Annotated in this window: 13 protein-coding genes and 1 pseudogene; 8 read left to right on the top strand and 6 right to left on the bottom strand. The window is 64.2% G+C overall.

The window, feature by feature from the left end; genetic code table 11:
- Positions 1-8 precede the first annotated feature (8 nt).
- The 4 genes and pseudogenes from CK221_RS16345 to CK221_RS16330 form a co-directional block, all read right to left on the bottom strand.
- Positions 9-131 (bottom strand): annotated as a pseudogene (locus tag CK221_RS16345) (antibiotic biosynthesis monooxygenase); the annotation flags it as partial.
- A 9-nt stretch (positions 132-140) separates the two neighbouring features.
- Complete coding sequence (locus CK221_RS16340) at positions 141-1,001, bottom strand: TonB family protein (RefSeq protein WP_245430662.1); 861 nt, start codon at positions 999-1,001, stop codon at positions 141-143.
- A gap of 216 nt (positions 1,002-1,217) precedes the next feature.
- Entirely contained in the window at positions 1,218-1,655 is a 438-nt protein-coding gene (locus CK221_RS16335) for a hypothetical protein (RefSeq protein ID WP_067329442.1), read from the bottom strand.
- Positions 1,656-1,660: 5 nt separating this feature from the next.
- Positions 1,661-3,850 (bottom strand): TonB-dependent hemoglobin/transferrin/lactoferrin family receptor, encoded by a 2,190-nt coding sequence (locus CK221_RS16330; RefSeq protein WP_095778460.1) that lies wholly within the window; start codon positions 3,848-3,850, stop codon positions 1,661-1,663.
- 203 nt (positions 3,851-4,053) lie between these two features.
- On the opposite strand from CK221_RS16330, the gene hemP reads away from it, so the two are divergent.
- The 5 genes from hemP to CK221_RS16305 are packed head-to-tail and all read left to right on the top strand — an operon-like array spanning position 4,054 to position 8,180.
- Positions 4,054-4,260: a hemin uptake protein HemP gene (gene hemP, locus CK221_RS16325; protein ID WP_066999851.1), complete on the top strand. Its 207-nt coding sequence runs from the start codon at positions 4,054-4,056 to the stop codon at positions 4,258-4,260.
- Between the two features lie 50 nt (positions 4,261-4,310).
- A complete protein-coding gene (locus CK221_RS16320; RefSeq protein WP_095778550.1) occupies positions 4,311-5,372 on the top strand; it encodes a hemin-degrading factor in 1,062 nt (353 codons plus the stop codon).
- A gap of 11 nt (positions 5,373-5,383) precedes the next feature.
- The gene (locus tag CK221_RS16315; RefSeq protein WP_095778459.1) at positions 5,384-6,277 is read left to right on the top strand and encodes a hemin ABC transporter substrate-binding protein; all 894 of its coding nucleotides are present in this window, start codon (positions 5,384-5,386) and stop codon (positions 6,275-6,277) included.
- Between the two features lie 6 nt (positions 6,278-6,283).
- Positions 6,284-7,384, top strand: coding sequence for an iron ABC transporter permease (locus CK221_RS16310; protein WP_095778458.1), 1,101 nt, complete (start codon positions 6,284-6,286; stop codon positions 7,382-7,384).
- A 7-nt stretch (positions 7,385-7,391) separates the two neighbouring features.
- Positions 7,392-8,180, top strand: coding sequence for a heme ABC transporter ATP-binding protein (locus tag CK221_RS16305; RefSeq protein ID WP_095778457.1), 789 nt, complete (start codon positions 7,392-7,394; stop codon positions 8,178-8,180).
- Here the strand turns inward: CK221_RS16305 and rirA are convergent.
- Positions 8,177-8,638 carry an iron-responsive transcriptional regulator RirA gene (gene rirA / locus CK221_RS16300; protein WP_066999863.1) on the bottom strand — a complete coding sequence of 154 codons (462 nt, stop codon included), beginning with the start codon at positions 8,636-8,638 and terminating at the stop codon, positions 8,177-8,179. The genes CK221_RS16305 and rirA overlap by 4 nt on opposite strands.
- 196 nt (positions 8,639-8,834) lie before the next feature.
- Between rirA and CK221_RS16295 the strand changes: the two genes are divergently transcribed.
- The 3 genes from CK221_RS16295 to CK221_RS16285 all read left to right on the top strand — a co-directional run bounded on the left by CK221_RS16295 (position 8,835) and on the right by CK221_RS16285 (position 11,312).
- Entirely contained in the window at positions 8,835-10,130 is a 1,296-nt protein-coding gene (locus CK221_RS16295; RefSeq protein ID WP_095778456.1) for a DUF445 domain-containing protein, read from the top strand.
- 67 nt (positions 10,131-10,197) lie between these two features.
- Positions 10,198-10,626: a TIGR01841 family phasin gene (phaP, locus tag CK221_RS16290; protein WP_066999869.1), complete on the top strand. Its 429-nt coding sequence runs from the start codon at positions 10,198-10,200 to the stop codon at positions 10,624-10,626.
- Positions 10,627-10,814: 188 nt separating this feature from the next.
- Positions 10,815-11,312 carry a MaoC family dehydratase gene (locus CK221_RS16285; protein ID WP_066999871.1) on the top strand — a complete coding sequence of 166 codons (498 nt, stop codon included), beginning with the start codon at positions 10,815-10,817 and terminating at the stop codon, positions 11,310-11,312.
- Here CK221_RS16285 and CK221_RS16280 read toward each other — a convergent pair.
- Positions 11,309-12,754: a PLP-dependent aminotransferase family protein gene (locus tag CK221_RS16280; protein WP_095778455.1), complete on the bottom strand. Its 1,446-nt coding sequence runs from the start codon at positions 12,752-12,754 to the stop codon at positions 11,309-11,311. The genes CK221_RS16285 and CK221_RS16280 overlap by 4 nt on opposite strands.
- Positions 12,755-12,805: the final 51 nt, after the last annotated feature.

Genomic DNA, 12,805 nt, shown 5'->3' with positions numbered 1-12,805 from the left:
CGCGGCGGTCAGGCGCCCTCGACGACCAAAAACCCTTCGAACTCGGGGTGGCCAAGATAATGCACCTTGGCGGTGCCGGCGTTGCGATGGGCGGCGCGGAAGTTCTCCGACTTCGTCCAGGCGATGAAATCGCGGAGGCTTTAAAAAGGGCCGATCCGCGCCTTGAACACCCAACTTGATTTGCCGGTCTCGGGTGGAATGGGAGGGAACGGGGCTTGCTTGCGCACCAGCGTCAAAGCGAACTGATCGAGCTCGGCGGACCCTGAACTTTCAGTGAGCTGCAGGTCGCTGACGCTGCCGTCGGCCGCGACGACGAAAACCACCCTGGCGTTGTTGCGAGCCTTGGCCTGGATCGATTTCGAAACGCGACGGTTGGCGCGCGCAAGTTTCTTCTGGATTTCACCGCTGTAGTGGGATTCCAGGGCATTGCCGGCAGCGGCCTGTTTCTTGCCCTTGCTGGCGGCAACAGGCGCGTCGCGTGTATCGCCATCCGCCGTGCCGCCGGTTGCATTGGTCTGGTCTGCCGCTGCCGATGGGGCTGGGGCGCTCGATGTCGCACTGGGGACCGGTGGCTGTTGAGGCTCGGCAAGGGGCGCTTCAGCGCTTTGCAGTTCGGTCGCGGGCGTAGGTTTGCTGTCGTCGGGGACAGTCTGGTCATCCTGGCGTGGGCTGGTGGCCGCCACGATATCCGGCGCGGAAGCGGCTTCCTTGACGGCTTGCGGCGGAAGCTGAGGCGTCGAGGGTTCGCTTGCTGGTTCCTGCGCTTCGACCGGCGGTGCGGGCTGCGCGGCCTGGCGTTTCACCGGCTGCAGATCGGGCACCAAGGTGACATCCACGGCGCCGGACGACTGGTCGTCCAGGGCGCTGCCGGTGACGTTGGCGCCGGACTGATCTGCGCCCTCGGCCCGAATCGCGTCCATGGAGTCGAATATCCCGGCAGGCGCGAACAGGAACGCGGCCGCCGCAGCGCCATGGAGCAGGCCGGAAGCGATGATCGCCACCGGCCATTTGCGATGCCCGGCCGAGTGCCGCGGCTGCATGAGCGGCTCGGCCGGCGTGATCGCCGGTTTGCTGCCTGCATCGGAGGAGTGATTGATGTCCTGCATGTCTCGCGCCGAGACCTGCTGTACGCGATAAGAAATTGTCAAATCAAGATCGGTTGCCGCCTATGGCCCACGCCATGGCGTCTCCTGGCGGGCCGGATGCAATCCCCACCTCTATACGCCGAAGGCGATGGCGGTTTTAGTCGAGGTCTTCAGGTCGCGCATGCAGGCCGTCGGCTCGACGCCGGTTCCAGCGCATTCCGTCGCGCTGTTGATCAGCACGCGGCCGAGCTTGCCGCAGTCGGCGCCCGCGAGATCGAAGCGCGTGACTTTCGTCTTGCCGACCGGCAGGTCCTTGAAATCGAGCACGGTGAGGCGGTCGACAACGCCGGACTCATTGAACAGCGCGATTTCGAAAGCGGACTTCGACAGGTCGGCGCCGAGCGCGTTGTTGACGACGAAGGTCAGCCGGCAGCCCTTGTCCGAAGGCTGCACGGCGTTGAGTTCGAGATTAAGGGCCGGCGCTGGCGCGGACTGGCCGCGCGCCGGCACCGGGCCGAGCGACATCGCCAGCGCCGAGGTCAAGAGACGGAGCGATGTCGTCAAGTTCATGGTTCTCAGCCTCCAAAGCGCATGGTTGCCGCAAGCTTCAGCGTGACGCCCGGTTCATAGAGGACGGCAGTCGTGCTTGCGTTGAGCGGATTGGTGTATTTGACATCGAACAGATTGTCGGCGCGGACGTCGAGCTTGAGGTTGTCGGTCGCCTGGTAACTGGCAAAGGCATTGACCAGCGTATAGTCCTTGGCCACCGGATTGCCCTTGGGCTTGCCGTTATATTGCACTTCACCGCCGACGGTGAGCCTGTCCTCGAGGAAGCGAAGTCCGAGCTGCGCCGTCACCTGCGAGGAGGGAATGGTGGCAAGGTCGGCCCGCTCGCCCTCATACGAGATGGTGTGGCCGTTGATGATCGAGGCCGAGAAGCCCGCATAGCCCCAGCCGGCGTCATAGACGCTTTCCAGTTCAAAACCGTTGATCTTGGCCTTGGCGAAGTTCTGGTACTGGAAGCAGATCGGGATGCCGGGGCCGAACGGGCAGCCGCTGGTCGGGTCGAAGGCCGACAGCGTGACGCCGTCGATATAGTCTTCGACATTGTTGTTGAAATAGGCGGCCTTGAGCCGCAGAGCGTCGCCGCCTTCGAAAATGTCGTTCTGCTTGTAGTTGACGCCGAACTCGACGGTCTTGCCGGTCTCAGGCTTGAGATTTGGATTGGGCAGGAAGGGGAAGGTGACGCCGGCCGGATGGTTACCGCTGATCAGCGTCTCCGTCAGCGAGGGTGAGCGGTAGCCTTCCGCATAGGTGCCGTAAAACTGCAGGCCGGCGAGGTCAGCGCTTTCGAAGGGCGATACGCCGATGGTGATGCGCGGCGACAGCCGGTCGCCTGATGTCTCGTGCTCGGAGTCCTTCAGGCTGTACCTGTCGTAGCGCAGGCCGGTGATGACCTCCAGCCATTCCCAGGTCAGCTTGTCCTGGACATAGGCGCCGGAGACGTTGCGCTTACCTGACGGCGTGTAGAAGCTGTCGCCGCCGGCTGTGCCCCCGGTTTCGACGTCGTCGCCGACCCAGTCACCGCCGTAGGTCAACTCATGCGCGATGCCGGCGGTCTCGAATCGCGACGTGTTCCATATGTCGAAGCCGGTCGTCCCGACATCGAAAGTCGAGAGCGACCCGGCGGGCAGCACCACGGGCAGGCCGGTCGTCGGATCGAAACGGTTCTGCGGGACGAGCGTCGTCAGATCGAGAAGCGTCTTGTTGTAAGAGGCGTTGATGTGGAGATCGAGCCAGCTTTTGGCATCGTCGGTGATGTTGTAGCGGGCGGTGAAGGTATTCGATTTCAGGTCGACATCGTTGGCCGGAACGCCGCCACTGGTCTCCGTCCACCCGTCCTTCGAGCCGACCCAGCCGAGCTTCAACTCGCTGTTCTCGGTCGGGCGAATGGTGGTCTTGAGCAGGCCGTTCAGCACGTCGAAGCCGGTGCCGGCAACGGTGTCGCCGCCACCGTTCTTGTAGTCGCCGTAGTCGCGGTAGACGATGTTGCCCAGAACGTCCCAGTTCTCGTTGAAGCGATAGGCGCCGCTAGCGCTGGTGGTCCAGCCCTTGCCATTCGTTTCATAGCGACCGGTCAGCGATCCGGCCCAGGTCTCTTCCGGCTTGAGGAAATCTCCGGCGTCCTTGGTTTCGAAGAACACCACTCCGCCGATGGCGCCGGCGCCATAGGTGTTGGCGACCGGGCCGCGGATCACGTCGACCGATTTGATGAGCTCAGGATCGACATAGAAGGTCGACTGCGTGCCGTGGTCGGAGCGCTGGAAATCCTGCCTGGCGCCGTCGACGATCACCGCCACGCGGCCGAAATCCTGCAGGCCGCGGATGTTGATGCTGGAGCTGACGCGTCGCGCGTCGGCCTGCACTGCAACTCCCGGCACGCCAAGCAGCATCTCGTTCGGCGTCGTCGCCATGCGGCGCTCAAGCTGTTCCTTGTCGACATGGCTGGCCGAGGCCAGCGACTGGATCGCCGTCTCGCCGGTGCGGCTAATGACGAGGATCTTGTCGAGCAGCGTCGAGTCGCCTGCACTTTTCTGGTCAGTCTTCTTTGTCTGGTCGCTCTGCTGGTCAGCCGCCGGCTGGGTGGCCTGTTGCGCTTTGGCCGCCGGCATACAGAGCGCGATTGCCGCCGCGCCAGCCAGCAAGGCCGCCATTTCCTTCGCCATCGGCCGATCTGTCGGCCGTCCCCAATTCACCAACCCCATGCCCCAACTCCAGATTCTCAGGCTCGATGCTGGCTGGCGCGGGGCTCGCTCGCATTTTTGATCGCGTCCGGCGTCTTAAATGTTGACTCATTTAGTCCGGTAATGCACGACTAGTAAACATGAGAAATCGAGTCAAGAATTTAATCGGCATTTGACGAGGCGACCGGCCCGGTGGCCGGCACAGGAAAAAGGGACCGAATGAGATGAACAGCCATAACCCAAGCGACTTTCGCTACCGCGGCCGCCGCTCCGACGACGTGCCCGCGCGTTTTGACCGCGTGGCGATGTCAGTGCGCACGCTCTCCAGCAACGCGCTGTTCCAGGGCGAGCATGAGATTGGCATCGAACATCATGGTGCTCTCTACCGTCTGAAGATCACCCGCCAGGGCAAGCTGATCCTCAACAAGTAAGCACGATCGGCAGACGAACAGGGCAGACAAAAAGTGGGCAGGTGGACGATATGGACCAACGCGTGAAGCCGTCGCCGGACGAGATCCGGGGTTCGCGGGAAGACAATCCGAAGATGCGCGAGCGCGATTTGGCGGCCCAACTCGGCATTTCGGAAGCAGAGCTGGTCGCGGCACATTGCGGCCATGGCGCCGTGCGCGTCGAGCCGCGCGTCAATGACTTGCTGAGCGACCTCGAAGCGGTCGGCGAAGTGATGGCGCTGACCCGCAACGAAAGCGCCGTGCACGAAAAGATCGGCGTCTACGACAAGGTCGTCACTGGCAATCACAACGCCATGGTGCTCGGCGAGAACATCGACCTGCGCATCTTCCCGAAAGTGTGGGCACATGGCTTTGCCGTCGAGAAACGCGACGGGGGCGAGATCCGCCGCAGCCTGCAGTTCTTCGATGCGGCCGGCGAGGCCGTTCACAAGGTGCATCTGCGGGCGGCCTCGAACCTCTATGCTTACCAGAAGCTGGTGGCGAGCCTTGAATCGTCGAACCAGGAGCCGACGATCGCAATCGCCTCAAGCGCGCCGGAGGACGAAGTGGAGGTGCAAGCCTCGGTAGCCAGCATCGACGACCTCCGCGACCGCTGGAGCCGGATGACCGACGTGCATCAGTTCTTCGGCATGCTGAAGACGCTGAAGCTCAGCCGCCGTGAGGCGGTGCGCATGGTCGGCCAGGACTATGCATGGCTGCTCGACAATGATGCCGTCAGCGCCATGTTTCACCACGCGGCGGAAGGCGAGATGCCGATCATGTGCTTCGTCGGCAACCGCGGCTGCATCCAGATCCATTCCGGCCCGATCAAGTCGGTCAAGCCGATGGGGCCGTGGATCAACGTGCTCGACGAGACCTTCCACCTGCATCTGAGGACCGATCACATCCATGAAGTCTGGGCGGTGCGCAAGCCGACCAATGATGGCCATGTCACGTCGCTCGAGGCTTATGACGCCAAGGGGGGCATGATCATACAGTTCTTCGGCAAGCGCCATGAAGGCGAGGGCGAGCGCGAAGACTGGCGCTTCCTGGCCGAGAACCTGCCCCGTATCCCCAGCCCGACCGCTGCATGAGGCGAGACTCGATGCGTGTCGTTCACCGTTTCCGCTCTACGCTTGCGCCGCTGATCGGCGTTCTGCTTGCCGCCGCCGCTCTGCCTGCCGGAGCCGATGAAGGTAGGGCCGTCTTCTCCGACACCTCGCGGATTGCCTCCATCGGCGGCTCGATCACCGAGATCGTCTATGCGCTCGGCGAGGAAGGTCATCTCGTAGCCCGTGATTCGACCAGCTCTTTCCCGCAAGCCGCGCAGAAATTGCCTGATGTTGGCTATATGCGCGCGCTGTCGCCGGAGGGCGTTCTGTCGGTCAATCCATCGGGGATTCTAGCCCTGCATGGCAGCGGCCCGAAGGAAACCGTCGACGTGCTGAAGAAATCGAGCGTGCCCTTTATCGAGGTGCCGGAGCGCTACAGCCATGAAGGCATCCTCGAAAAGATCCGCACCGTCGGGAGGGCGCTGGGGGTCGAGGCCAAGGCGGAGAAGCTCGCTGCGGAGACGGACGCGAAGCTGAAGTCGGCCGAAAAGCAGACGGCCGCGATCAAGGAGCGCAAGCGCGTCCTGTTCGTGCTGTCGATCCAGGGCGGCAAGATCCTGGCCGCGGGCAGCGATACGGCCGGAGACGGTATCATCAAGCTTGCCGGCGCCGTCAACGCGGTCGAGGGTTTCTCCGGCTACAAGCAACTGTCCGATGAGGCGATCGTCACCGCAAGGCCCGATGTGCTCCTGATGATGAAGAACGCCGGTCCGCCGATCTCGGAAGATGAGCTGTTCGCCAAACCCTCGATCGCCTCGACGCCCGCGGGAGCTGCCCGTAAGCTGATCAGCATGGATGGCGGCTACCTGCTGGGCTTCGGGCCGCGCACGGCTGAGGCGATCCACGACCTCGCCGTCTCGCTTTACGGCAATCAGGCCGCGGACTGAGCGGTGATGGCCGAACAGTCGATTGCGGGGCCGGCGCGCAGGGTGATGGCAGCCGATGGCGACCGCTCGGCGCGGGCAAGGATCGTCATCCTGCTTTTGTCTGTCGCGCTTGCCCTGTCCATATTCCTGTCGCTGACCTCGGGCGCTTCGGACGCGTCCGCCATCCGCGTCATACGCGACTGGCTGACCGGAGGCGTGCCGGCCGATACGGCACTCGCCGCGCGCGACCGGCTGATCGTCTATGACATCCGCATGCCGCGCGTGCTGCTCGGCGTGCTGATCGGCGCCGCGCTCGCCGTCTCCGGCGCGGTGATGCAAGGACTGTTCCGCAACCCGCTCGCCGATCCCGGCCTGATCGGCGTCTCGGCCGGATCGAGCCTTGGCGCGGTGGCAATCATCGTGCTCGGCACAACCTGGCTTGCGCCTGTCACGCTCGCCCTCGGCACGCTCGCCCTGCCGCTGGCAGCCTTCTTCGGCGGCCTGGCGGTGACGCTGCTGCTCTATGCCATAGCAACCCGCCACTGCCGGACGTCAGTCGCCACGATGCTGCTCGCCGGCCTGGCGATCGCCGCCCTTGCCATGGCGATCACCGGCATACTGGTCTTCGTGGCCGACGACAGACAATTGCGCGACCTCACCTTCTGGCAGCTCGGCTCGCTTGGCGGCGCCACTTGGCCGAAAATCGGCACGGTCGGACCGGTGATGTTGCTGGCACTGGCGGCGATGCCGTTCCTGTCGCGCGGCCTCGATGCGCTGGCGCTCGGCGAGGCGACCGCCGGCCATCTCGGCATTCCGGTCCAGCGGCTGAAATATACGGCCATCGTCGGCGTGTCGGCGGCGGTTGGTGCGTCCGTCGCCGTCAGCGGAGGCATCGGCTTCATCGGCATCGTCGTGCCGCATCTGTTGCGCCTCGCGATCGGTCCGGACAACCGCTACCTACTGCCGGCCTCGGCCTTGCTCGGCGCCTCGCTGCTTCTGCTTGCCGACGCGGTCGCCCGCACCATCGTCGCGCCCGCCGAACTGCCGATCGGCATCGTCACGGCAGTGGCCGGCGCGCCGTTCTTCCTGTGGATCCTGCTGCGCAAGCGCGGCGTCATTGATCTGTGAGCAGCCGATGATCGAAGCCCAGGACATCTCCGTAGCGATCGGCTCCAGGCGCATCGTGTCGCATGTAGATTTCACGGCGCGGCCGGGCGAGGTAACGGCAATCGTCGGGCCCAATGGCTCGGGCAAGACGACGCTGCTCAAGGCGCTGACGGGCGAGCTCTCCTATACCGGCACTGTCATCCTCAATGGCCGAGACCTGGTTTCCATGAAGCCGGTGGAGGCAGCGACGCATCGCGCCGTGCTGCCGCAATCCACCACGCTGTCCTTTCCCTTCACGGTGCTAGAGATCGTTCGTCTCGGCCTGATCGGCGGGCGTTCCGGGGTGCTGCCCGGCGAGGATGCGCGCTTGCCCGAGCGGGCGCTGGCGCGTGTCGATCTCGACGGCTTTGCCGGCCGCTTCTACCAGGAGCTTTCAGGCGGCGAGCAGCAGCGCGTCCAGCTTGCCCGTGTACTTTGCCAGGTCTGGGCGCCGGTTCTCGAGGGCAGGCCGCGCTACCTTTTCCTCGACGAGCCTGTCTCCAGCCTCGACGTCAAGCACCAACTCATCATCATGAATATTGCGCGCGATTTCGCCCGGCGCGGCGGCGGCGTGGTGGCGATCCTGCACGACCTCAATCTGACGGCCATGTATGCCGACCGGATTTTCGTGCTCTCTCGTGGCCAGCTGGCTGCCGCCGGCTCGCCGCAAGACGTGCTCAATGACGAGCTGATCGAAAAGGTGTTCGACTGCCGGCTCAAGGTCGGCGCACTGCCTGCTGGAAGCGTTCCGTTCGTGTTGCCGCAATCGGCAGCTTAGGCGGCCGGGGCGCGCTGCTCCAGGAGGTCGATGCCAAGCAGGTGGCGCACATTCGGGCGCGCCGCGACGAGGTCGGCGATCGTGTAGCGGGAGAGCACGGCGAAGAAGGCGTTGAGCGCTTCGCGCAGTGCCGAATTCAAGGCGCAGCTGTCGACCAACGGGCATTCGGCGGCGTCGTTCTCGAAGCACTCGGCCATGGCGAAGCTCTCTTCGGTGACGCGCACGACGTCGAACAGGCTGATCTGCTCTGCCGGGCGGCCGAGCCTGACGCCGCCATTGCGGCCGCGCACCGTCTCGACCAGGCCGGCCTCGACCAGCGGCTGCAGGATCTTGAACAAAAACAGCTCCGAAACCGAATAGGCGGTGGCGATCTCGGGGATGCGGCTCAGCCGATCGCTGTTCGCGGCGCAATACATCAGTATGCGCATCGCATAGTTGGTCTGGCGCGTGAGCCGCATGGTGATCCTCGTGAAATGAGCTTGGGCCGAATATGGCCCATAGTTTGGAACAATTCCAGACTGGACCGCTACATAGCTGAATAATCTTGTCAACTTTTTGTGCGTGTCCGCCGCATCGCGCCGCAATGCGCTTTGAGCGAGCGTTTCCCCGGCGCAGGCCCTAGATAAGTCCGGGTGCAATAGGGAAGGCCTTTCCATGTCACAATCAGCTCAGGCCCTCGCGCCGGTTCGATTCGACGCCGATGCGCAGGCAAAGCTCTCGGCATTGCGGCGGACCAAGTTCGTCGCCGCCGCAGCGCTTGGCCTATGCATCCTTGTCTTCGCGCTCGCCAAGTCGTTAGAGGTCACCCATCCGTGGCTCGGCTTTGTTGCCGCGTTCGCCGAGGCGGCGATCATTGGCGGGCTGGCCGACTGGTATGCGGTCGTGGCTTTGTTCAGGCGCCCGCTCGGCCTGCCGATCCCGCACACTGCCATCATTCCTGAGAACCAGCACCGCATCGCCGACAATCTCGGCCGGTTCATCGAGGCCAATTTCCTTGCGCCGGAGCCCGTGCGGGAAAAGCTCGCCGAGGTCGACTTTGCGGCCCTCGTCGCCGACTGGTTGGCCGACGCCGAACGCGCCGCCGACCTGTCGCGATTCGTCGCCCGCCTGGTGCCGCAGACGCTGACCGCCGTGGAGCAGTCCGGGCTGCGCGACTTCGTCACCAGCCGCTTGCTGGAGCAGATCGAAAAGGTGCCGCTGGCGCCTTTAGCCGCGGAGCTGTTGTCGGCGCTCACCGACGACCGGCGCCACCAGAAACTGTTCGACGAGTTCACCAGGGTGGTCGGGCGCTTCCTGAACGACGATAAGGCGCTGGCGACGATGCGCGAAAAGATCCGTGAGGAACTGCCGTCGCTGTTCAACCTGTTTCGCGCCGACGCCTATCTGCTCAAGAAGATTGTCGCTTCCGCCGGGTTGCTGCTGGAGGAGGTGCGGGCCGATCCCGATCATCCGGCGCGCGCCGAGTTCGACCGTTTCGTACTTCGCTTCGTCGAGCGGCTCAGGACCTCGAAGCAATATGCAAGGCGCGCCGAAAAGCTGAAGCGCGATTTCCTGGGCCGTCCGGAAGTCAGGGCTCTCGCCGGCGACACTTGGGCAAGCCTGCGCTTGTTCATCGAGCAGGACGCCAACGCGGCCAATTCGACGATTCGCGAGCACCTCGCCAACCTGTTCGTCGAGGTCGGACGACATTTGGCCGACGATGCCCAGATCAGGGCCGACATGAACCAGGGTTTTGTTGTGGCGCTCGCCTCCTTCGTCGAAAGCCAGAAGAGCGGCGTGTCGAAATTCATCGCCGATCAGGTCAAGCGCTGGGATCTGGCCCAGCTGACGCGGCTGATCGAGATCAATATCGGCAAGGACCTGCAGTATATCCGCTTCAACGGCATGGTGATCGGCGGTCTGGCCGGCTTGGCACTCTATACGGCGGAGCGGCTGCTTCTCCTCAATTGACGCGGACCGGGCGCGCACTATTCTCCCTAGTGGGCGCTGTAAAAGCGGCAGATCGGGAGGCGACGACATGGCAAGACAACCGGAATCCGACTCGTTTCTGGACATCTTCAGCAGGTTCGGCCGCGACTTGAAGCTGCCGAAGGTCGACATCCAGGCGATCCTCGATCACCACCGCAGGAATCTCGAGGCTCTGGAGAAGTCGGCCAGGGCAAGCGCCGCCGGCGCGTCATCCATTCTGTCGAGACAGCACGAAATGGTGCAGGAGGCGCTCGGCGAAATTACCCGGATGGCACGCAACTACCAGCCTCCGGGCAATCCGCAGGAGTTGATGACGAAGCAGGTGGATTTCGCCAGGAAATCCTTCGAGACAACGCTGAAGAATGCCGGCGAGGTCGCCGACCTGGTTCGGAAATCCGGCACCGAATCGGTCGAAATCCTGCGCGACAGGATCAAGGACGCGATGGCGGAAATCCGGGCCGGCTACGACGGGAAGTGAGCAATCCAGGACGCCTATTCGGGTTTTCCGGATCGGGTTCAGGCGGCTGAGCAATCGGCGCGTCCGGCTGCGCGTTCGCGGCTTGCCGTAAATCCGTCAACTCTGAGGGTGAAATCGAGGCGCCGCGAATTGACAGGAGCCGCCGGTTCATGGTCGGGAGATTGGCAGAAGCCAGCAGGAAAGCAGGAATGACGGAAAATCGGCCGAGGACGCCGCCGACCTTTGAACAGTTGCGGACAATGGCCGGCCAGGAGATCGGCGTCTCGGACTGGACGACGGTCGACCAGCAGCGCATCGACCAGTTCGCCCAATGCACGGGCGACCACCAGTGGATACATGTCGATCCGGAGCGCGCGAAGCGGCAGAGCCCGTTCCGCACTACGATCGCGCATGGCTATCTGACGCTGTCGATCATCGGCGCGCTGGCGCTGGAGATGGGCATCGTGCCGGAAAACACGCAAGCCGCCTTCAACTATGGCTTCGACAAAGTGCGCTTCCTGGCGCCGGTGAAGTCCGGCGCACGTATCCGGCTGCGCACGACGCTGCTCACCATGGAAGACCGCGGCCCCGGCCAATATCTGATGAAGGCCGCGAACACCGTCGAGATCGAGGGCGAGCAGAAGCCGGCGCTGACTGCCGAGACGCTGGTGATGATGTATGAGCGCCGCAAGCGGGCAGGCGCCTAAGCTCTGCCGCTGCCGGGCTGCGTCGCGCCTTTGCGGCGGGACGCCGCCATTGCCCTTTCAAGCACTCTGAAGTTGCGCTCATCGGCGCATTGGGCGACGTTGAAACGCATGAAGCGGCCGGCGGAGTGCGACAGGCTGAAGGCGTTGCCGGGCGCCAGCACGACATTATCCGCCAGCGCATGGCGGGCGACATCGGCGGCGTCGATGCCGTCGGGCAGGCGGCACCACAGGAACATACCGGCCGCCTGATCGATCCAGGGCATAACGTCCATTGCTTTCAGCCTGCCGGCTGTTTCGGCCATTGCGCGCGACAGGCGGGTGCGCAACTGCTCGACATGCTTGCGGTAGCTGCCGTCCTTCAGCAGAGTCAGCACCAGTTCCGAGGAGAGCCTCCCGCCGCCGAAAGTCGTGGCGATCTTGAGGTCAATCAGCCGTTCCATCCAGTCGCGGGGCGCGGCGATGAAGCCGCATCGCACCGAAGCCGACAGCGTCTTCGAGAAGGAACCGATCTGGACGACGCGGCCGAGGCCATCGAAGGCCGCGAGCCGCGGCGCCGGCGTGTGCTCGAAATCGGCGAAAATGTCATCCTCGACGATGGCAAGATCCGATTGATCGGCAAGCTTGAGCAGCCGGTGCGCTATAAGCGGCGAGAGCACCGCGCCGGTCGGGTTGTGAAGCGCGGAATTGGTGATGTAGAGGCGCGGCTTGTGCTCGGCGAGCGCTTGCGCGAAGAGGTCGATATCGGGCCCTGAGGGTGTCATCGCGACACCGACCACTTTGGCGCGGTGCGCGCGCAGCAACGCATGGAAGTTGAAATAGCAGGGATCGTCGACCAGAACCGTATCGCCCGGCTCGAGGAGCAAGCGGCACAATAGGTCGATCGCCTGCGTCCCGGACTCGGTGAGCATGATCTGGTCCGGCGAAGCCTCGACGCCGTGCGCCGACAGGCGGCGGGCAAGCAGCTGCCGCAGTGCCGGCAGGCCAAGCGGCGTGCCGTAGTCGGCAAGCGTCGCATCGTCGGCTCGGGCGGCGCCGCGCAGTGCTTGCCGCAACGCGGCCTGAGGCATCCAGGAAGCCGGCAGCCAGCCGCAGCCCGGTTTCAGCATATCGTCGCCTGCCTCCAGTGCTTGCCGCGAGACCCAGAGCGGGTCGACGGTGCGGTCGAGCCGCGGGCCGATCTCGGCCAGCGACAGCGGCGCAAGCGGGCCGGCGGCAAAGAAGCCGGAGCCCGGCCGCGAGCGGATCGTGCCTTCCGCCGCAAGCCGCTCATAGGCCTCGACCACCGTAGATTTTGACACCTGCATCGTGCCGGCGAAGGCGCGGATCGAAGGCAAGCGCGCGCCCGGCGTCAGGATGCGCGCGGCGATCCGCTGCCGGATTGCCGACATGACGGCTTCGACGAGCGTTCCGGCATTCGTCGCCTTCGGGTCGGGCGTGTCCATCTGTACTTCCCTGTCGACCAATACAGTTTTGCGGAATTGTACCCCATTGTC

The organism is Mesorhizobium sp. WSM3868, assembly GCF_002294785.1.
Taxonomy (GTDB): domain Bacteria; phylum Pseudomonadota; class Alphaproteobacteria; order Rhizobiales; family Rhizobiaceae; genus Mesorhizobium.
This window is presented reverse-complemented; position numbering and strand designations above follow the sequence as displayed.